Raw genomic sequence first — 21,068 nt, 5'->3', positions numbered from 1 at the left:
CCCCGAAAATCTCGCTATCGGCTCGATTTTCGACCCTCCCGACTTCGTTGGGAGGGTGAAGCAGAATTGTCATCTTCGATGGAGCGCCTTTAGCAGCCCAACGCGAGATGCCGTATCGCGCGTCGTGATGAAGCCTTGCTTTGACACGCATCGAGGGGAACCTTGCTGGACACTCCAAACGCCGCCGCTTACGGCATGCAACTTGCATACGGGTAGAGGGTATACGACGTATTGCCGAACTGACACGCTGAAAGAGCCTCGATGTCTACCTCTCAAATCACCGCCGTGGATCCTGTTTGTGGAATGACGGTCAATCCGAGCGATTCGCTACGCAGCGAGTACGATGGAAAACCGTATTTCTTTTGCAGCCAAGGCTGTCAGAAGAAATTCGAGGCGGACCCGGCAGGGGTGTTGGCAACGCGCGCCGAGAAAGAGGCTGCAAAGAAACATGCTTCTGCAAGCGAATCATCCTGCTGCCACGGTTCAGGGTCCCCCAAGAGCCCTGCGGCCGCAAAGCCAACTGATCTGGAGGCGGTCTACACCTGCCCGATGCATCCGGAAATCGAGCAAGTGGGGCCGGGGGACTGCCCTATCTGCGGCATGGACTTAGAGCCCAAGTTTGTCGACATGGCCGACCATGGCGATGACCAGCAGTACGCCGATATGAAACTTCGCTTCTGGGTCGGCGTTGCCTTGTCCGTGCCGCTGTTGGTGATCGCGATGGGGCCGATGGTCGGGCTGCGGATCAGCGATTGGATGTCTCAAACCGTATTCGCTTGGTTGCAATTGGCACTGGCCACACCGGTCGTGTTTTGGTGCGGCTGGCCATTGTTGGTTCGCGGCGTCAAGTCATTTCGCAGCATGAATTTGAACATGTTTTCACTGATCGCGGTGGGAACGCTGGCGGCTTATCTGTTCAGCCTCGTGGTCGTCCTGTTGCCTAGCGTGATCCCCGAAGCGTTCTTCGAAAATGGGGTGCCGCCGCTGTACTTCGAGGCGGCTGCGGTGATCATCACGCTGGTGTTACTCGGACAGGTATTGGAGCTTCGCGCACGGCAGCAAACCGGCGGTGCGATCCGTGAATTGATGCAGTTGGCTCCCGAAACAGCGCACCGATTGACCGACGAGGGCGAAGAGGAAGTTTCGCTCGATTCGGTGCACAAAGGAGATCGTTTGCGAATCCGCCCCGGCGAAAAAGTCCCGGTCGATGGCCGTGTCCTCAGCGGCAGCAGCAGTGTGGACGAATCGATGTTGACGGGCGAACCGATCCCCGTGCAGAAATCCGAAGGGGACGAGGTCACCGGAGGAACGCTCAACCAAACCGGTGCCCTTGTGATGGAAGCGGTCGGGGTGGGTGGCGATACCGTGCTGAGCCGGATCGTGCAAATGGTCGCCGATGCTCAGCGGAGTCGTGCCCCGATTCAAAAGCTGGTCGACGTTGTGGCTCGCTATTTTGTGCCCGCGGTGATCGTCTGTTCGATTTTGGCGTTTATCGGTTGGGCGATGTTTGGCCCCGAACCGGCATTGGCGCACGCCTTTGTCGCCGCCGTTGCCGTGTTGATCATTGCTTGCCCTTGTGCGTTGGGATTGGCCACGCCGATGTCGGTGATGGTCGGTGTCGGCCGCGGTGCCAAAGAGGGCGTGCTGATCAAGAATGCCGAAGTGTTGGAGGTGATGGAAAAGGTCGACACGATCGTCGTCGACAAAACCGGCACGTTAACTCAAGGCCGACCGGAAGTGACCGCGATCGAAACGTTTGGCGGAACAAGCGAGACCGAGATTTTGGCCTTGGCCGCCGCCGTGGAAACACAAAGTGAACATCCGCTCGCTCAAGCGATCGTGCGACGTGCGAAACAAGATAACACAGCAGAACACGATGCGACCGAGTTCAGCAGCATTACCGGCGGTGGCGTTCGAGCCCAAGTCGATGGACACGACGTGATCATCGGAAAGGCTGATTTGCTGATCGAGCAAAACGTCGATGGCGTCGAAGCGGGGCGTGCGCAAGCGACGAAGCATCAAAGCGAAGGCGCGACAGTGATCTTTGTCGCCGTTGACGGTCAGTTAGCTGCGCTGATGGCGATCACCGATCCGATCAAACCGAGCACGCCGGCGGCTCTAGAAACGCTGCATGAGCTGGGACTGAAGGTCGTGATGCTAACAGGCGATGCAGAACCTACGGCGAAAGCGGTCGCCACCAAGCTGGGCATTGACGAGTTTCATGCAGGGGTTTCGCCCGAAGTCAAACACGCCTTTGTCCGTCAGCTAAAAAGCGAAGGCAAAATCGTGGCGATGGCAGGCGATGGGATCAATGACGCCCCGGCATTGGCCGAAGCGAATGTGGGCATCGCGATGGGAACCGGCACCGGCGTCGCGATCGAATCCGCAGGCGTCACTTTGGTCGGTGGTGACCTTCGCGGCGTCGCGGCGGCGAGCAATCTAAGCCGCAAAACGATGAGCAACATTCGCCAAAACTTGTTCTTTGCGTTCATTTACAACGCGCTGGGAATTCCGGTTGCCGCCGGCCTGCTGTACCCGTTCTTTGGGATCTTGCTGAGTCCGATGATCGCCGCTGCGGCAATGAGTTTCAGTAGCGTGTCGGTGATCACCAACGCACTGAGACTGCGTGCCGCAAAACTAACGTGATACCGGACCGCGTTGGCACAAGGTTCGCGGGCGTTGTTTTTGGGCGTTCCGCTTTCAAGCTTCCTAATCCGCACAAACGGAATTTTCTTGCGTGAACGCACTCGAATGGTTAAGACCACATGTACCCAGGGTGGGTATCGCTCCGATACCGTTCTACGGGCAATGATGCCATACAGGGCGGATCAAGGAGCAAAGCAAAGTGAAACGACGTTTTTCGAAATCTCGCATGTTATTGGCACTCGCACTGACCGGATCCGCATCGCTGGCGTCGGCCCAGCGACCGGATCCAGGAAAAACGTTCGTCCCTCCGCCGCCGGTCCCCGAGGCTCCCTACGGATTGAGCGATCTGGACGCAGCCGGTCCGCTGTTCCCTCACGAACAACTTGGCGATGAAGCCTACTCAATGACGCCGCCTCCGGTTGTCGTCGATGGCTCGGTGGTTGACAACGCAGTACCGCAAGACGTTCAAGCCGCCGGTTACACGCTGAGTGATTTTTTAGCGCTCGCTGCGCAGAACAATCCAACCATCCGCCAAGCTCGGCTGCAAATTTCAGGCGAAACAGCCAAGGCATTGCAAGCCGGTCTGTATCCGAACCCCACGCTGATGTACAGCGGCGAGCAAATCGGATTGGACGTGCCCGGTGACAAAGATTCGCCTGGCGAGTTCCAAGGGTTGATCGTGGAACAGCGTTTTGTCACGGCAGGCAAACTGCATCTGAGTCGTGAAAAGTACATGCGACGGGCACACGTGACCGAACATCTCGCCATCGCTCAGCAGTTTCGCGTTTGCAACGATGTGCGAAGGCTTTTCTACCAAACGCTCGCCGCCAGCCAGGTGTTGGAACTGCGTCGCGAGCTATTGAAAACAGCCGAAGACGGCGCGGTGACCGCACGTGAGTTGTACAACCAAGGCCAAGCCACCCGTCCCGAAGTTCGGCGTTCCAATATCACACTGCAGCGAGCTCGGTTGGATGTATTGACCGCCGAAAACCATTATCGAGAACAGTTTCGTCGACTGGTTTCGCTCGTCGGTGTCGACTTTACCGTGGCGTCGGTGTCGGGATCATTGATGCCTGAAACCATCCCCCTTTCCTACCAAGAAGCGTTGTCAACCTTGCTTGCCGAAAGCCCGGAATTGATGGCGGCTCGGGCCAAACTTGCGGGCGACCGAGTCACGCTGCAACGTGAACGCGTCGAGTGGGTCCCCGATATCGTGGCTCGCGGTGGATCCGGCTACAACTTCGACGCCAAAGAAACGGTGGCGGTTGCAGGGGTCTCGATCGAGCTGCCGGTGTTTGACCGCAACCAAGGCACAATTCGCCAGGCGCAGGCGGATCTGATGCGTCAACGAGAGGAAATCCGCCGCGTCGAACTTGATTTGCAGCAGCGTTTAGCGACTACCTATCAACAGTACCTGACGTCGCTTCAGATCGCCACCGAATACGATCGCGTGATTATCCCCGAAGCAGAAATGGCTTACGAAGAACTGCTGGAAAGTTACAAGGACAACCGCGTCGATTGGCCTGATGTCTTATCCGCACAGCATGACTTATTCGATGCACGGTTGACGCAGATCCAACAGCTCGAGATGGTTCGTAGCAACGAGGTGCTCGTTCGTGGATTCATGCTCGAGGGCGGCTTGCAAGCCGCTCAAGGACCAACGCCTCCAGGCCATATCGATGCGACTCCGAAGCCGCGGTAGTGCAGATTGAGGAGTGAGGAGTGAGGAGTGAGGAGTGAGGAGTGAGGAGACGGGAGATCGAATGCGAAAGGAGTCGACCTATTTACTTTTGCAACAAGAGAGACTGAACCATGCCCAGTAACGAAGATCGTCGCCAATTCTTGAAAGTCGGATCGCTGGCAGCCGCCGGCGGACTGTTGGCGGGCGCTGCCAACGCCCAATCACCGATGGACCCAAAACCGATGCCGATGTCCGACGGACATGCCGGGCACGCCAATCACTCGGAAAAGCCTCATCCCCAAGTCCCTGCGGGCTCGGATGTCAAAGCGGAAATGGATGGCTTTTCTCGCTTCAAACCCAGTCGCGGTAACGATCCCGATTCGGATTATTACCTTGGCAAATTGATGCCAGGCTTTCGCAGTGCCGCGGCGGGTCCGGCTCCGTTCGTCGCACCGGATCTTGAAAAATTGCCATGGAAAATGGTGCGGGGTGCAAAAGAATTTCACTTGGTGCCGATGGCGGTCGAGCGAGAGTTTCTGCCTGGCTACAAGATGAATGTCTACGGCTACAACGGCAGCATGCCAGGCCCTACGATCGAAGTGAACCAGGGCGATCGGGTGCGGATCGTGGTAACCAATGAACTGCCCGAAGCCACGACAACGCACTGGCACGGATTCGAGTTGCCGGTCCAGTACGATGGCAGCGAAACGTTGACTCAGAATCCGATCGAACCGGGCAAATCATTCGTCTACGAATTCGATGTGCACGAAGAGGGGACGTTCTTTTATCATGCTCACGTCCCCATGCAAGAAGCGTTTGGAAGCGTTGGTTGGTTTATCGTGCACCCTCGCAAAGTGTTCGATCCGCCGGTGGATCGCGACTTTGGCTTGATCTTTCAAAACTTCTTTATCGAGCCGACTCAAACCATTGCTGACAGTTGGCGGATGGATTGGAATTGGCACACGATCAATGGCCGCAGCGGTCCCTACACCACACCACTGGTCGTCAAACATGGCGAACGAGTTCGGATTCGCTTGCTCGACTTTTCTCCGATGCAACATCATCCGATTCATTTGCATGGGCATACGTTTTGGGTGACGGGACACGAAGGGGCTCGGATTCCCAAATCGGCCTGGATCCCTCGTAACACCGAGTTGGTGGGGATTGCCCAAGCATCGAATTTTGAGTTCATCGCCAACAACCCAGGCGACTGGATGTTCCACTGTCATATGGTTCACCACATGATGAATCACATGACGCGGCAAGTTGGCCCCCGGATTCGCAAGGGCGTTTCGGTCGACCGCTATTTGGCGAACTATTCCAACCGCCCCCGCGTGGATGCGACTCGCGATGATCCCGGGTTCGACACCCCTGGTTATCCGCAAGAAATGAAAAGCATGAATATGTCCGATGCGATGATGGACACGATCTGGAGTCGTCGCGAAGTCCAAGGCATGCGGGCGATGTGGCCAATGTCGATCATGGGGCTAATGACTGCACTCCGAGTGCTGCCGGAGGATCTCTATCACAAGGTGATAGAGACCGACGAAGAGATCCCCAAAGGAAGTATATTCGAGGAAATCGTGCGACGCTTTGGTGACCCATCAACCTACCAATCCGGGCACAATCGGGGGATGCACGGCATGGAGATGTAGATTGCCATCGTGTCCACTGCCGGATTGAGTTTGGCTGAGTACAATGGGCTTTTACCCAAACGAAATGTCCCCGGCTTCGCTTCGTGCGTAAGACTCTGATTTGCCATGCTTGATGACGAAGAAAAAAAGAAGTTAGCCAATCGCCTTCGGCGGGTCGTGGGACAAGTCGAAGCGGTGTCGCGGATGATCGAAGAAGATCAGTACTGTGTCGATATTTTGATGCAATTGTCCGCCGCCACCGGCGCGTTAGGCAAAGTGGGACAAATCGTGCTCGAACAGCATTTGAAAAGATGTGTCACCGAGGCCATCGAAAATGGAAACCCAGCAGATCGAGACGAGAAGCTGGAAGAATTGATCAAGCTGTTCCGCAAATACGCAGGGGTCATCGATTAGCCGTGTTCGCTTGGGTCTGCACGATCGTCGGCATTCTGCTCACTCTGCTAGGAGTGTGGGAAACCTTCATGGCGGTTCTGCACCCCCGCGCCGTGGTCGGCCCGGTCACGACGGTGATCAATCGCGGATTTTACCACTTGATTGATTCGCGATGGCTTAAGCGAAGTCGCCTTGTCGTTTTTAGCGGCCCCGTCCTGATTACGATTCATGTAATCAGCTGGGGGACGTTGCTGTTGCTGGGGCTCAGTCTGATCGCGTGGCCCGAACTTGGTAACGGCATCATCACCAGCAGCGGCAAACCGGTGGATACGTCGTTTTGGACGGCGGTGTACTACGCCGGCTTTACCATCACCACACTGGGCATCGGCGACTTGGTGCCTAAGCATTCACCGATGCAGGTTTTGACGGTTGCCGCCGCGGCACTGGGGTTCAGTTTCTTTACGCTGGTATTGGCCTACGTCATCTCGATCTATTCCCGATTGGCTCGTCGTAATCAATTCGCTTGCGAGATTGACTATCGGACCCAGCGAACCGGCGACAGTTTGGTTTACCTCAAACCGTATCTGACAGGCGACGATCCTTCGTTGATCCATCAAGATCTCTACACGCTGGCGTCCCATATGGCTGAGCTACTTGAATCGCATCACTTTTATTCGGTACTTCACTATTTTCGTTTCAGTGAACCACGGTACTCGATGAGCCGGATGTTGCGTTTTTGCTTGGAAGTCGCCTCGCTGCTGAAAGCATTACGTAAGACCGGAGGTCCTAATGCATCATCGATCTGCGAACCTGAAGAGCGTCTGTGGCACGCGAGCCGACAAATGCTCGACGATACCAACGAACACTTCATTGCCCATCCCACATCGGATCACGAGATCGACACATCGATCGCCGAGCGTTTGTGCGAGCAATTACAATCCGAATCGCCCGATGCACATCCCTCGGATCCCACCAGGTTCATCGCCGCGTACGCCGATGCATGCAAGCAGTGGTCCCACGACCTACGTTCACTCGAAATCGGATCTGGAGATTAGCTGCCACTGAGCAAACGTTCGCAAATGATTTTGCCAATTCAAAATGTGTCCCGAATGACATCTGCCCTCCGGCGACGTTTGGACCGTTCTGCTAGAGATTGACCGAAATGGGCGTGGGTCGACTGCCAGCTTTGAAGGTAGGGGACGAGGCGAGGTAGTGGACGAGAGAGCGAGCCCCAGCAACTGGGTGTCAGGCCGGGACTCGTAGCCTCGTCCACTACAGAAAACACTTCACCCGCGTGATTTGCAACCAAACTCGCATGGCGAAGTTATTGCCGAACACTGCCTTACATCGCCAACATCGCTAGTGCCATTGCGATCATCACACTGTTTTCAATGATCGTGACCACCGACATCGGCAGATTGAATGCGGTTCCCAAGCAAGCACACTGAATCGCTTGCTTCTTCCTGACCGCCGCTATCACTCCCACCAACCCGATGCTCATCACCACTGCGGTCACGACGTTTGCGACCATCAACTGCGTTCCGGTGACAAACAGCAACCCCAGCGTCACTTCGATCCACGGGTACGCGACCGCGTACGAACGTGATCGGCGGGCGATGATATCGTAGGTCGCAAAGGCGTCGGCAAATTTTGAGATGTTCAACAATTTAAAGAACGCAAACCCCAAAAAGAAGAACCCCATAAAGTAGCTCATCGCTCGGGTCCATTGCCAATTCGCGTGAATCGACTCAACCAGCACCGTGGCACCAACCACATAGCTAACGACGAGGAACAACGGCTTGTACGTCGCCAAGCTAAACGCAGGTTTCGCTGGCGGCGTGGCAATCGAGATGGTTTCCGGCTGATGCGGAATCACCGACGCCGTGAAGCCTGCTTGTCCGATCAAGTCAACGATGTGCTCGGGCTGGCCTTCGGGAGCCAAGTCGACGTGAATCAGTTTTCTTGGATCACTTAAATCCGATTTCCATTGGCGGACACTTGGTTCGTTGTCCAAAAACGGAGTGACTTTGCTCAAGCATCCTCCGCAAGTCATCGAGGTCGAAAACGTTGTGTTCATGATCTTAAGTTCCGCTGTGATTACAAGGGTTTGTTTCACCAACGATTGCTTCAATGATGGGACAACCAGGGATCTTTCCCCGCCCCGAGCAATCGTGAACAAGTTGAGAGAGCGTGACTTCCATCTGTTTAAGATCCGCAATTTTCTGTTGGATCGACTCCAACTTGGCTTCCGCGATTGCTTTTACTTCACGCCGTGACGCTCCGGGCTGCTCGGACAATCCGAGCAATTCCTGGATCTCGGCAAGCGTGAACCCAAGATTCTGAGCTCGCTTGATAAACCGGATACGATCCACGGTCGCCTTAGGATATTCACGAAAGGATGTCCTGATCGGCGTCGGTTCGTTGATCAAACCGCTGCGCTGATAAAAGCGAATCGTCTCGACTCCTACGCCGGACGCCTTTGCTACTTTACCGATCGTGAACCCTGCCATCTCAACTTCCTCCAACACCCATTATCGACCCCGTACAATAGTACAGAGTCAAGTGTAATTTGATCGAGTTAATCGAAAACGGCATGTTGCTGCACTCGCTCGAAAGATGTTTTGGAAAACTGCAAGCCAGCAACCTGCGTCAAGCAGAAATGTCACCCGCATAACGCCCTACGCGGATGTCGCCGATTTGATTTTCATTTGGATAATTAGCCCAGCAAATCCGACCGGCTCGAACCAACACCGTACGTCCGACCTGCGTAAATCCCATCCGTCGCACACTTTTCAAGGCTCGAAAGTTACTGCATTCCGTTGTCAACAATAGGCGTTTGCCCCCGCATTCCGACACCCGCTCGGCAATTAGCGACACCATCGCCGCATAAAGTCGCTTGCCACGATACCGTGGAACCACATGCACTCCGAACACATAAGCCATGTCGGCCGGTAACTCGATGGGCAACTTGGTTCGCAAATCACCATCATGGTTCAGTTCGCCCGAAACCATCCCGGTCTTCACCCCGGCCAACCCTACGACAACTTCATCGGCGCGAACGACGACACATTCTGCTTGATGAATTTCAAGCAACGAATTCCAGGCACCACTAATTGAATTCTTTGGGTTCTCTCGAAGCTCGTTTAAACGAGCAACCGTCAACCATTCGAATTGGTAATCTGCAGGCAAGGGCTCAGATTGAATCGCTTCAATCTTAGCTTCGAGAAAACAAGAAATATTCAACGTCAAAATCCGCCGTGTGATTCGATAGGGCAGATAGCGTAGTCGTGTTAGAAGAGGCAAAAGCGTGCTCGATACAACGGATCATTTCGCAGCGATCATTCAGTGACACTGCGGTGAGAAAACGCAAACCATTTCAGTAGAAAAACGAAAAAGGCAGGGGCGGCGTGCGTGTCATCATGACCTGGGTCACGAGTCCAACGGACACCACCCCCGCGTGATCAGACAAGGAGTTGGGGGTTGGGAGGTGGGAGCTGGGAGACAAGGAGACAGGGAGACAAGCCCCCACCTCGACCTCGACCTCGACCTCGACCTCTCTTATTCCCGACGTGATTAACGTAGTGCGGGCGGTTCAATACCCTGTGACTTCAGAATCGTTAGATACTTGGCTGGATCTGCGGCGATCTTTTTCGCGCAGCCGGGGCAGCAGATGTAGATCGCTTTGCCAGCCGCGTTGACCTTGAATGGGCCGCCCATCGCATCGAGCGGTTCGTCCATCACGGGACATTGCTTCTGTGCGGCGATGTAGGGTGCATCGGCTTGGCTCACTTTGAACACGCCCTCACGCACCTGTTCCCCTTGGGCAGGAACGCTTCCCGCAACATGTTTGGCGGCACTCGCCGATTCCTTAGCCGACAACGCGTCGCCGTAAACCATGGCCAGATATTTGGCCGGTTCCGCTTTGATCTTTTTGACACATCCTTTGCAACACAGAAAGATCGGCTTGTCCCCGACCATCATCTTGACAGGCTGTCCCATGCTGCCGAGCGGCTCGTCCATGACCGGACACTTGGCTTGCTTGGCGACCAAGGCGGCGTCTGCGGCGGTGGCGCTAGTGACCGTAATCTCAGGTCGTCCAGATGCGTATTTCGCCGGATTGGATTTCACGGCGTTTACACATCCAGCGCAACAGACATAGATTTTTTTTCCGTTGACATCGACGGCGATCGGGTCGCCCATGCTGCCCAGCGGTTTGCCGGACACAGGACAAATCTTTTGTCTCGCAATCGCGGCGGCGGAAAGCTGAGCTTCGCTGGCCGGAACCGTTGCCACTTCCTTAAAAACCACCGCTTGGCCGCTGGTCGATGGCACGCCCACCAATTGAACATCGATCTCGATTTGTCGTCCTGCGATCGCTGACAAGTTGACTGCCGCCGACAAACCGCCTTTGCCATCGGGAAGCAGATCGTAGCGATAGCGTTTTGCGTTTCCTTCGACACGTAGCGACGCCGCCCCTCGGCCTTGCTCGACCGCAACCGCCGATCCAGATCGGTCGTACACGAACATTTGGATGCCACCCTGCGAGACCACCGTCTCGAGTTGAATCTCACCCGTTTGTCGCAGCGACCCTCCGTGAGGCCCTTGGACTGGGTGCTCGGCGGTCGTCACAGCGGATGAACCGTGGGCGGCAAGCTCATGAGCGGCATGGTTTTCATGGTTTTCATGGTTTTCATGGTTTTCATGGTTTTCATGGTTTTCATGGTTTTGATGGTTTTGATGGTTTTGAGCGTTAACCGGCAACGCAGCCGTCGCAAAGACAACGGCAACGAGGGTCAGTGCTAAATTTAAATCGCGTTTCATCCTTGTTCTCTCTCTTAAAATGGGGGGAATCTTTCGACAGGGTTTCCATTCCAATGGTGTCCGTCACCGATTGGATGCGTGATCACGAGAATCCTTCACGAATAAGGTGTTTTTTTCTGAGGTAGATACGAGTGATTCAATTCATAAAGCATCACTCCTCTCGAACGCTTTCGACTGATCAATGGAGGCGAAATCGTTCTCGTCGCTGCCGTGCCACAATGGGTCTGCCAACCCCAATCGCATCTTCAATTCTAGATAGCCGCTGTACAGCGTCGGCACGATGAACGAGGTGAATGGTTCTGCTAACATCCCACCGAACACGGGGATCGCCATCGCACGAGCAACATCGGCTCCGCGGCCGGTCGCAATCAGTACGGGAACGAGCGCCGCCAACGTGGTGACGGTGGTCATCATGCAAGGCCGAATCCGTTTCAAACCGGCTTCGTAAACGGTGTTGCGAATGTCCTGGACCGATTTGATTTCGCGTTTCTTTAGCAGTTGATGAATGTAGGTCGCCATCACGACGCCATCGTCCACCGCCAAACCAAACAGCGCGATGAACCCGACCCAAACCGCGGTATTCAATTCGACTTGCATCCATCCAACCAAGACCATCCCGCCAGCGAACGCGACAGGGATCCCGGAGAAGACTGCCATCGAGATCGGCAGGTTGCGGAACTCGATGTAAATCAACAGCAGGTTGATCAGAATCACCAGCGGAATGATCCACATCAAACGCTGGTTCGCTTCGATTTGATTACGAAAACTGCCGACCGCCTCGAGCGAATAGCCGGGCGGAAGCGACAAATGATTCGGATGTTTCGAGGGCAGTCTTTGGGCTTGGAATAGTTGCTTTTCGATCGCCGATACCGATTCCAAATCCCCCGCCGCACCGTTGGTCATGAACGCGACGTGGGCTACCAAGCGAGCGTTTTCACTATTGATCGCACCCGGCCCCCACGTGGTATCCAGTGTCGCTAATTCCTCAAGCGGAACCACCGCACCGCTGTCGGTAACGACCGGCAATCGACTGAGTTGATCGATATGTTCTCGCAAATCACGGTCATACCGCAGACGGACCGGATAACGCTCGCGGCCTTCGACCGTTTTGATCAAATTCATGCCGCCCAGGGCGGTTTCGATGACTTCGTTGACCTTCGCGGCACTCATCCCATACCGCGACGCCGCTTCGCGATTGACAGAGAACTCGACATACGGTTTTCCTAACACGATGTCGGGATTGACCGTTCCTGCGTTGATATACGGTGATTGTTTTAGCGTGGCAGCCACTGCGAGCGCCGCGTCAGCGAGCGTTTGTAAATCATCGCCATACACACGGATCGCCATCGGCGCCTTGATCCCGCTTTGCAGCATCACCACTCGGCCTTCGATCGGTTGCAGCGCCGATGCCGGTGTTACCCCAGGCAAGGTGGCGACGCGATTGATTTCATCCCACACGTCACGCGCCGTCACACCCTCACGCCACTCGCTCTCGGGTTTCAACATCACATAGGTTTCCACCATCGCGGCGGGTGCAGGATCGAGTGCCGACTCAACACGTCCGATTTTGCCCAGTACATCTTTGACCTCGGGGATCTGGCCGATCAAGACGTCCTGTGTCTGCAACACCTGCATCGCCTGCGAAAAACTGGCTGCCGGATACAACGTCGGCATGTAGAACCAACTGCCTTCGTCCAGTGCGATCCAATCATCGCTGCGAAGTCCCGTGAAGATGTGTTTTGCATCGACGTAGCCAGGAAACTCATTCAGATCCGCCCCAAACCAACTGGCAACGCGTTCGACCGGCCGCATCACCGTGGGCATGCCGATGTAGGCGCCAACGCCCAACACCAACAAGACTGCAGGAAACGACAATGCGACCGCTTTGTTGTTCAGCGCGTAACGCAGGCGGGCGGCATAGATCCAGCGTACAAATCGGCTGGACGGAATCTCTTCGATGGGACGAATCCGTTCACGCAACAATTGCCACCCCAGCACGAATCCCAACACGGCGGTCGCGGCGGAGACGGTCCACAGCGGAATTGCCAACCACTCGGCAATGCGATTCCCCCACAAAAAATGGGCCGCCATCGAAATCAGAACCGCCATGGCGATCCCCGCAGCTAGCGCGGTTCGCTTTTGATAATTGGCACTGCGAAGCAGCAATCGACTGAGTGCGGGGACAATCGTTACCGCGGTGATCATCGCGGCCGCGATCGCAAACGTTTTGGTATACGCCAATGGCGAGAAAAGTTTGTAGTCGCGTCCGGTCAGAAAGAAGACAGGTAAAAAGCTGACGATCGTCGTCGCTACCGCCGTCACCACAGCCGGAGCCACCTCGATCGTCGCCGTGTAGATGACCGCTGCCCGAGAGGAAAGAGAGGGAGACACGGAGAGAGGGAGAGAGGGAGCTTTTGGACCAGACATTGGCCCTCCGTGTCTCCCACTCTCCGTGTCTCCCCCTCTCCTTGTCTCCTTGTCTCCTTCTCTAGCCTTTTCCCATTCCGCCAAATGCCCGTAGATATTCTCGGAAACGATGATCCCCATATCGACCATCGTTCCGATCGCGATCGCGATCCCGGCGAGCGACATGATATTGGCTTCGACCCCCACGACGTGCATCGCGATAAACGACATCAACACCGCTGCTGGCAAACTGATCGCCACCACAAAACTGCTGCGAACGTGCAATAGGAACAGCAGAATGATGACGGCGGTGATCAGAATCTCATCGCGAAGTGCATGCGTGAGCGTGGCCATCGTTTCGTCGATCAGGTTGCTGCGGTCATAGACGCCCTGGATCGTGACGCCACCCAACGCCGGCTCGATCGTCGCTATTTTGTCTTTGATGCGATCCAGCACCGCGCGTGGATTTTCGCCATATCGCATCACCACAACGCCACCGACTGCTTCGGCGCCGTTGTAGTCCAGGGCACCGCGGCGGAAATCAGGCCCCAGTTGGACGCGTGCAACGTCACGCAAGTGGACCGGCACGCCGTCTCGCTGCAGAATCACGGTCTGTTCCAAATCGATGACCGCTTGGTATTTGTCGCCATCGCTGCCCAAGAATCCTTTGCCACGCACGATGAATTCCATCCCCGTGGTCTCGACCGTTTTCGCACCGACATCCAAGTTCGATCCTTTGATCGCCATCGCGACGGCGTCCAACGTGACGTTGTGGAAACGAAGTTTGTCGGGATCCACTTCGACCTGGTACTGGCGAACGTAACCGCCGATCGAAGCGACCTCGCTGACCCCTTCGACCGCTTGCAATTCAAATTTGACAACGAAGTCTTGCAGACTGCGAAGCTCCGCCAAACTCATCCCGTCGGCAGGCGGCCGGAGGACGTAGTAATAAATCTGGCCAAGCCCTGTGGCATCCGGTCCAAGTTGTGGAACCACACCGTCAGGCAATTGCGAAGCAGCGCTGCCGAGTTGTTCGGCAACACGACTGCGTGCCCAGTAGAAATCGATCTCGTCTTTGAACGTGACTTGCACAAAGCTGTATCCGAACATGCTTTTGCCACGCACCGATTCGGCGCCTGGTACGGCCAGCAGCGAGACGCTGAGCGGATACGTGACTTGGTCTTCGATGTCTTTGGGTGACCGCCCAGGCCACGGCGTCAACACGATCACTTGGTTCTCGCCCACGTTCGGAATCGCATCGATCGGAACGGCTTGGTAAGCAAACCAACCACCAACCGACAAGCCGATCGTCATCAAGACGACAAGCCAAGGTTCACGAACACAGAAGCGAATCAGCAGGTTAAGCATCGCTTCGCTCCGAGTTGGGATTGGAGGAGGTGGGAGTTAGGAGAAGTTCTTGGTCGAGTGCGGGGCAATCGGTGTCAATGAAATACGTCTCTTCGCTCTCCTTCACTCCCGACTTCTCCACTTTCCCTCCTCCCTTTCCTTGGAAGTCGACGCACCACTTTGATGAACCGTGAATCATCGCGACAATCATTCTCAAGATTTCGTCGTAGAGCTCGATGACCTGCTTCGTCGTTTCCGCGTCGAGGTAGCCATGCGCGGATGCGTACTCGATCCAAACCTGTGTTTCTGCAGCTTCGGCCTCTGCAACATTCATTGTGCTGCAAAAGTGCTTCTCATAGCGTCGCTTACGCCATGCTTCAGCAAGGTTGGCACTCACACTTCGTGACGAACGGCGCACCTGATCCGTCAGCGAGTACATCTCCTCACGTGGAAACGATCTCGACAACTCAAAGATTCGGTTCCCTGCCGCGAACGACTTCTGATAAACAATCAAATCGCGATGCGTCCTAATTCGCTCACTCATTTCAAGTACCTCATTCCGAGTTCTCTCCCACTCTCCGTGTCTCCGTGTCTCCGTGTCTCCGTGTCTCCCTGTCTCCCTGTCTCCCTGTCTCCCTGTCTCCTCACTCCCCCACTACCTCGCCGCAGTGCAACATCTCGCTGCCCCAGTAGGGGTTGACTAGCTCGCCGCCTGGCTGCATCCAATCGCCTCCGCCGCCCGGCACCATCGGACAGTAGTAATGCGTCAGCGTGGTGGCGGTTTGCGGGCCACGGGCGACCGCCGCGGCACGCAGCATCGCGTGGCTGACGCCTCGGAACGCTTCCCGCGCGGTCTCGATCGATCCATCCATGCGTCCGGCACTGCGTCGTGCCGCCGCCAACTCTTTCTGCACGCGGTCGGGAACATCGCCCGACAACTCCAATTGCGACAGGTTCTCTAGTAACGCGTTCAGCGCCACAGGCGGTGGCGTCATGTCGGCGGCCAAGGCACTTTGAATCTCAAAGTAGGCCTGATAGGCCTGGTCAAACCGCTTCCCGCTTTCATCAGCCAACATCACCGGTGTTGTCTTCGGCAACGACATCGGGCCTGGAGCAAAACGAGTCGCTCGACTGGGGTCCATCAGTGATGGATTTCCCGCGAGCTGCATCTGCGAATCGATCAAGAAATTCCCGTTCGTCGCCACGGTTTCGCCCGCCGCCAACCCTTCGACAATCACCGCCTCGTCCCGATTCATCGCACCGAGCGTGACTCGCCGAATTTCAAAACGGCCTGGTTCCGTTTCCACGTACAGCACGCTGTTGCTGCCGGCCAACAGCACGGCATCGCGAGGCACTGTCACCACTTTTTGCTGCGGCAGCGGTGTCGGTGAGAACCCCAGTGTCGATGTTGGCACCAAGTCCATCCCACACAGCGGACACTCGCCCGATTCATCCCGGATCACTTGCGGATGCATCGGGCTGATGAATTTACCTGCCAATGCGGGATCATAAACGAGGTCGGTGGCGACGGTGGGAACGGTGATTCGCGCGGTTGCGTAATCGCCCGGTCGCAGTTTTCCGTCAAAGTTCAAGATCTCGACCCGTACGCGAACGGTCCGAGACCGCGGGTTGACGATGGGATCGATAAAGGCCACTCGCCCCGTAAACACTTCGCCCGGCCGTGATTGAATCTCAGCTTCGACTTGTTGTCCAAACCGAACCACCGACGCATCATCGGGAAACAGATCCAACATCAACCACACCGACGATAAATCCGCGATGCGATAAATCGTTTGTCCCGTTTTGACATAGTCACCTTCGACCGCCGATTTTTCGATCACGGTACCGGACTGAGGCGACTTGATACGGATCCGCGATTGCGGTTTTCGGCTCTTGCGAAGCTGTTCAATTTGGGTCTCGGTCATTCCGAGTTCCGTGAGATTCTCTCTCGCCATTTCGTTCAGATTCGTCTCACTGGCAGCGAACCGTCCGATCGATCCACCGTTGATGCTGGTGACAAATTCGGTCTGGGCCGAATAGAGCTGAGGGCTGTAGATCAACGCCAAGTCGTCCCCTTTGTTGACTCGGACACCCGCATAATTGGCGTACATTTTTTCGAGTCGACCATCGACGTAGGCCGAGATGGTTGTCAGTTTGCTTTCGTCGAAATCAATCGAACCGATCGTCCGAATCACCCGGTTCAGACTGCCTCGTTTCGAGGTTGCAGTTTGAATTCCAATCAAACGCCGAGCCGCCGCTTCGATCGTGACCGATTTTCCGTCTCCTCCGCCACCACCAACTGCTTCGACCAATTCCATCGCGCAAACGGGACAGCGTCCTGGTTCGGTTGACGGCGGGGTGCACATCATCGGACAGATGTAACGCTTGTCCGCGTCCCCTTCAGCGGACTGCGAAGCATCACTGTTCTTGGCCCCGAAAAAACCATCTGGCGTGATCCATCCAGTCCGCTGAGCAACCCCGATCATCACCAGCAATAGCGCAGCGACCGCCAGCACAACAGCCGCCTGGACCGCGATTCGCGCTAACCATGCTCGTCCACTTCGCGGCCGTGCCGACGATGGCGTGCTGGGCTGGGGTGAGTCCGATGATGCGATGGGCCCTGTGTCGTTTGAATCGTCTGAATTCGAATGCGCAGACATATATTGAGTTCTCGGATAGGCTTTGCAGCAAGCGTGCGTTTGCGAAGACGCAAAAAAGGGCATCGATCGCGCTACGATCCATGCACAAAAACCATTTCCAGACGTGAGATTCGTGATCTCAAGTGCGCAGGAAATGACTCAACAGAGAGTTGCAGTGAGAGCGCAACTCAAACGCAGACGTTAGAGACGCCAGATACAGAGAACACGCTGAGAATAATGGGCTGCCAGCAGATGCGTCCCGCCAATGTCCCCATCGGGATAGACGGTGGCACCGACCGCTTCGGCATCGATAACACGAACCAGGTAACTGAGAACATCAAGGTTCCGCAGTTCGTTCACTGGCGGACGCGGAGTGGATTCACCTAGCGGTTGTGTCGTCACCCCGCAAAGACACGCAGAGACATTGCTGGACTTGGTCGTCTTCTCGACAGTCGCTGCCTCTGCGATCCGATCGTTGTCATCCGATTCGGTACGAAAATTTGCCGCATCGGACTTTGCCGCCGGTGATGAATCATGACAACAACTCGCCGCTGCTGCGGAAGCTTCATTGGCAGCATTGGTGGGGCTGGCTGTTGTTGGGCTGGCTTTATCGGCACAACATCCGCAGGGCGTCCCCGCCGTACTGACTTCGCAACAGCCACATCCTTGGCAGCGGGGGCTGGTTTCGCATTTCTCAGCACAAGCGATTCCGGTCATACCCAGCGCCATCGGCTGGATCATCGTTGCGACGATCAGCGAAAGAATGACGGCGATATGACTTAGGCGGAAGATCACTACTGAAACGCTCCGAAGATTATACCCATGACCGGTATACGCATTGTATCGTCCATTTGCCCGATCGGTTCAAGTGGAATATGCGGACTGGGCAAGGTTTATGGTGTCATTATAGCTGTGAATCGCCGAAAAGTGACGCATTTCATCGCTGGAAAACGCATGAGAAATCTTCGACAAGCCCGACCGAAGCCATGGTTGCTGCTGGCGATGCTGGCCGTTTCCACAGGGGGGTGCAGTGCAAACCGCCAACGTGTTGTCCAGCTAACGCCGCCACCGACCACGGCCGATTCCACTCAGAGTGTGTCAGAGTCCAAGGTGCAAATGGTCCGTAGCGAGGCAACGGAAATCGACTCGGCCACCGCTATCCGCCCCACCATCTACGAAGACGCCGCCGTATTCGCAGCGATGGATCTGACGCTACTGAACGAAGCGGACGACACCCTGAACGAAGCGGACGGTACCGAGGGCGATGTCGAAGCTACACCCGACGCAGGAAACGAGAAGACGCGGTCCACAGGCGTAACCGATTCGACAACGCCCCCACCGTCAACCGGCCAACCGGTCGAATACTTCGTTGGCATCGCCTTGGCAGGACATCCAAGAATCCAAGCCGCGCGACATCGCGTTGCCGCAGCGACTAACGTGATCCCGCAGGCCAAGTCGCTGCCAGACCCGATGTTCAACAACACCTTTTGGCCGCTGCATGACCAAGCCTTGCAAACTGCGGGCGGACGTATCGCGCATCAAATGTCGCTTTCTCAAGGCGTACCGTGGCCCGAGAAACGACGAGCCAAGGCAGCGATCGCCAGTCGCGAGGTGCAAATCGCTCAAGCCGAAGTGGACCGCATCGAACGCGAGATCACCGAATCGGTACGCATCGCTTACTACGAACTGTGGTACGCGACGCGAGCGATCCAGATCGTCGATGAAACCAAAGACTTGGTCCAGGATTTGACGAACGTGGCCGAGGCTCGCTATCGCAGTGGTGGAGCACAACAAGACGTACTGCGAGCTCAATCGGAATCGGACCGACTCGAAGATCAACGCATTCAGCTGACTCAACAAAAACAGATGGCCCAAGCGGATCTCGCGGCGCTGTTGCAACAACCCGTTTCGATGGTGCCCGAAGCAGTCGACGATTTAGGAATATCTGATGCCCCTGGGCAATTGGATCAATTGATCGCATCTGCAGAAGCGTGCAGTCCTGAACTGCAAGGTTTGGCTTGGGAAATCCAACGCGACCGAGAACGCCACCGATTGGCGTGTTTGCAAAAGTACCCCGATCTACAGGTCGGCGTGAATTTGTCGATCGTCAGCGACGATGACGACGTACTCAGTGGGGTTGCCAACGGTCACGACAACCTTAGCTTCACCGTCGGCACGACGTTGCCGATTTGGCGAGACAAGATCAACGCGGGAATTCGCGAAGCGGCGCATCGCACCAACAGCACCGCCAACCGCATGGAAGCCGAGCGTGACTCGCTATACGGCCGACTGCGACGTTTACTGGCTCAAGCCGACTCGCTGATCGAGCAGCGACAATTGTACGAAGAACGGATTATCCCTCGCACCGAAAAAACGCTGCAACTATCGGTGGCGGATTACCGAGGCAAACGCACCGATTTTTATAGTCTGATCGAAACCTACCGCGAGCTGTTGATGTTCGAAACCCAGCTCGCCCGATTTGACGCCACGCTGGCGACGACGATCGCCAGGATCGACCGCACCGTGGGCTGCCCGGAGTGAGAGGGAGAGGAGTGAGGAGTGAGGAGTGAGGAGGGAGGAGTGAGGAGGGAGGAGGGAGGAGTGAGGAGGGAGAGAGGGAGAGAGGGAGAGAGGGAGAGAGGGAGACATGGAGATGCTATTTTGAATCGCGAGATTTAGTTCATCGATTTATTTCAAATAGCTCCTCATTTGATATTTCTTTGATGGATTAAAGGTTGCTCACATCAAGCTCGCGATGATCCACGTGGCACAAAAGCGACAGATCGCCGACACGAATCGATTGGGGGAGATTGCACTCGTCGCTTGAGCCAATACGGCTGACAAACCGCATGCTGGTCTACCAGCTTCAAACCTCTACCACGGATTGAACACGAATCGATGAGCGACTGTGGATGCGAATTGGAAGCTGACGGCGAGTCGCAGCGAAAGACGCTGCGAATGGTGCTGGCGATCAATGCGGCGATGTTTGTCGCCGAGATCGTCGCTGGGTTGCTGGCCAGTTCGACGGGATTGATCGCCGATTCACTCGACATGTTGGCTGACGCCAACGTCTACGCGATTAGTCTGTACGCGGTCGGGCGGTCGTCATCGATCCGGCACAAGGCCGCGACCGCCAGCGGCGTGTTGCAAGTCGTCTTGGGTATCAGCGTATTAATCGAAGTGGTCCGTCGATTTATCGGCGGTGGTGAACCGATTGGTGCCGCGATGATGGGGATGGGGTTCGTTGCGTTGATCGCTAACGCGATTTGTCTAAAACTCATCTCGCGGCATAAACACGGCGACATCAACTTTCGAGCGTCCTACATTTTTTCGGCCAATGACGTCATCGCCAACATTGGCGTCATCGTCTCTGGCTTGCTGGTTCTGCTACTCGGTTCGCAAATCCCCGACCTGATCATCGGCATCGTCATCGCCGCGGTCGTCACCCGCGGCGGATGGCAGATACTAACAGAATCAAAGGCAGCGTCGAAAACAAAGTAA

The 21,068-nt window shown here is 55.8% G+C and carries 15 protein-coding genes; 7 read left to right on the top strand and 8 right to left on the bottom strand.

Annotated features, from left to right (window positions below; translation table 11 throughout):
- Nucleotides 1–261 precede the first annotated feature (261 nt).
- The 5 genes from ABEA92_RS15445 (at nt 262) to ABEA92_RS15425 (ending at nt 7,409) form a co-directional block, all read left to right on the top strand.
- Nucleotides 262–2,646, top strand: coding sequence for a heavy metal translocating P-type ATPase (locus tag ABEA92_RS15445; RefSeq protein ID WP_345684749.1), 2,385 nt, complete (start codon nt 262–264; stop codon nt 2,644–2,646).
- Between the two features lie 199 nt (nt 2,647–2,845).
- Nucleotides 2,846–4,348: a TolC family protein gene (locus ABEA92_RS15440; protein ID WP_345684748.1), complete on the top strand. Its 1,503-nt coding sequence runs from the start codon at nt 2,846–2,848 to the stop codon at nt 4,346–4,348.
- A 110-nt stretch (nt 4,349–4,458) separates the two neighbouring features.
- Complete coding sequence (locus tag ABEA92_RS15435) at nt 4,459–5,982, top strand: copper oxidase (RefSeq protein WP_345684747.1); 1,524 nt, start codon at nt 4,459–4,461, stop codon at nt 5,980–5,982.
- Nucleotides 5,983–6,087: 105 nt separating this feature from the next.
- Nucleotides 6,088–6,375: a metal-sensitive transcriptional regulator gene (locus tag ABEA92_RS15430; RefSeq protein WP_345684746.1), complete on the top strand. Its 288-nt coding sequence runs from the start codon at nt 6,088–6,090 to the stop codon at nt 6,373–6,375.
- A gap of 68 nt (nt 6,376–6,443) precedes the next feature.
- Complete coding sequence (locus ABEA92_RS15425; protein WP_345684745.1) at nt 6,444–7,409, top strand: potassium channel family protein; 966 nt, start codon at nt 6,444–6,446, stop codon at nt 7,407–7,409.
- Nucleotides 7,410–7,696: 287 nt separating this feature from the next.
- On the opposite strand, the gene ABEA92_RS15420 is transcribed toward ABEA92_RS15425, so the two are convergent.
- The 8 genes from ABEA92_RS15420 to ABEA92_RS15385 form a co-directional block, all read right to left on the bottom strand.
- The gene (locus ABEA92_RS15420) at nt 7,697–8,431 is read right to left on the bottom strand and encodes a heavy-metal-associated domain-containing protein (protein WP_345684744.1); all 735 of its coding nucleotides are present in this window, start codon (nt 8,429–8,431) and stop codon (nt 7,697–7,699) included.
- A gap of 4 nt (nt 8,432–8,435) precedes the next feature.
- Entirely contained in the window at nt 8,436–8,864 is a 429-nt protein-coding gene (locus ABEA92_RS15415) for a MerR family transcriptional regulator (protein WP_345684743.1), read from the bottom strand.
- Nucleotides 8,865–9,003: 139 nt separating this feature from the next.
- Nucleotides 9,004–9,657 (bottom strand): GNAT family N-acetyltransferase, encoded by a 654-nt coding sequence (locus tag ABEA92_RS15410; protein WP_345684742.1) that lies wholly within the window; start codon nt 9,655–9,657, stop codon nt 9,004–9,006.
- A gap of 270 nt (nt 9,658–9,927) precedes the next feature.
- A complete protein-coding gene (locus ABEA92_RS15405) occupies nt 9,928–11,175 on the bottom strand; it encodes a hypothetical protein (RefSeq protein ID WP_345684741.1) in 1,248 nt (415 codons plus the stop codon).
- A 141-nt stretch (nt 11,176–11,316) separates the two neighbouring features.
- Nucleotides 11,317–14,949: an efflux RND transporter permease subunit gene (locus ABEA92_RS15400; protein ID WP_345684740.1), complete on the bottom strand. Its 3,633-nt coding sequence runs from the start codon at nt 14,947–14,949 to the stop codon at nt 11,317–11,319.
- Nucleotides 14,942–15,472: a four helix bundle protein gene (locus ABEA92_RS15395; RefSeq protein WP_345684739.1), complete on the bottom strand. Its 531-nt coding sequence runs from the start codon at nt 15,470–15,472 to the stop codon at nt 14,942–14,944. The genes ABEA92_RS15400 and ABEA92_RS15395 overlap by 8 nt, the downstream gene beginning before the upstream one ends.
- A 100-nt stretch (nt 15,473–15,572) precedes the next feature.
- Nucleotides 15,573–17,588, bottom strand: coding sequence for a heavy metal-binding domain-containing protein (locus tag ABEA92_RS15390; protein ID WP_425572443.1), 2,016 nt, complete (start codon nt 17,586–17,588; stop codon nt 15,573–15,575).
- A gap of 180 nt (nt 17,589–17,768) precedes the next feature.
- Nucleotides 17,769–18,362, bottom strand: a complete 594-nt coding sequence (locus ABEA92_RS15385) for a hypothetical protein (RefSeq protein ID WP_345684738.1) — start codon at nt 18,360–18,362, stop codon at nt 17,769–17,771.
- Nucleotides 18,363–18,521: 159 nt separating this feature from the next.
- Between ABEA92_RS15385 and ABEA92_RS15380 the strand changes: the two genes are divergently transcribed.
- Nucleotides 18,522–20,108 (top strand): TolC family protein, encoded by a 1,587-nt coding sequence (locus tag ABEA92_RS15380; RefSeq protein WP_345684737.1) that lies wholly within the window; start codon nt 18,522–18,524, stop codon nt 20,106–20,108.
- 357 nt (nt 20,109–20,465) lie between these two features.
- A complete protein-coding gene (locus tag ABEA92_RS15375) occupies nt 20,466–21,068 on the top strand; it encodes a cation efflux transmembrane domain-containing protein (protein ID WP_345684736.1) in 603 nt (200 codons plus the stop codon).

The organism is Novipirellula caenicola (genome assembly GCF_039545035.1).
GTDB classification, from domain to species: Bacteria; Planctomycetota; Planctomycetia; order Pirellulales; family Pirellulaceae; genus Novipirellula; species Novipirellula caenicola.
This window is presented reverse-complemented; position numbering and strand designations above follow the sequence as displayed.

Coding starts and splice junctions, on each gene's coding strand:
- ABEA92_RS15445 (WP_345684749.1), top strand. CDS start 262: ATGTCTACCTCTCAAATCACCGCCGTGGATCCTGTTTGTGGAATGACG.
- ABEA92_RS15435 (WP_345684747.1), top strand. CDS start 4,459: ATGCCCAGTAACGAAGATCGTCGCCAATTCTTGAAAGTCGGATCGCTG.
- ABEA92_RS15430 (WP_345684746.1), top strand. CDS start 6,088: ATGCTTGATGACGAAGAAAAAAAGAAGTTAGCCAATCGCCTTCGGCGG.
- ABEA92_RS15425 (WP_345684745.1), top strand. CDS start 6,444: ATGGCGGTTCTGCACCCCCGCGCCGTGGTCGGCCCGGTCACGACGGTG.
- ABEA92_RS15420 (WP_345684744.1), bottom strand. CDS start 8,431: ATGAACACAACGTTTTCGACCTCGATGACTTGCGGAGGATGCTTGAGC.
- ABEA92_RS15415 (WP_345684743.1), bottom strand. CDS start 8,864: ATGGCAGGGTTCACGATCGGTAAAGTAGCAAAGGCGTCCGGCGTAGGA.
- ABEA92_RS15405 (WP_345684741.1), bottom strand. CDS start 11,175: ATGAAACGCGATTTAAATTTAGCACTGACCCTCGTTGCCGTTGTCTTT.
- ABEA92_RS15400 (WP_345684740.1), bottom strand. CDS start 14,949: ATGCTTAACCTGCTGATTCGCTTCTGTGTTCGTGAACCTTGGCTTGTC.
- ABEA92_RS15395 (WP_345684739.1), bottom strand. CDS start 15,472: ATGAGTGAGCGAATTAGGACGCATCGCGATTTGATTGTTTATCAGAAG.
- ABEA92_RS15390 (WP_425572443.1), bottom strand. CDS start 17,588: ATGTCTGCGCATTCGAATTCAGACGATTCAAACGACACAGGGCCCATC.
- ABEA92_RS15380 (WP_345684737.1), top strand. CDS start 18,522: ATGAGAAATCTTCGACAAGCCCGACCGAAGCCATGGTTGCTGCTGGCG.
- ABEA92_RS15375 (WP_345684736.1), top strand. CDS start 20,466: ATGAGCGACTGTGGATGCGAATTGGAAGCTGACGGCGAGTCGCAGCGA.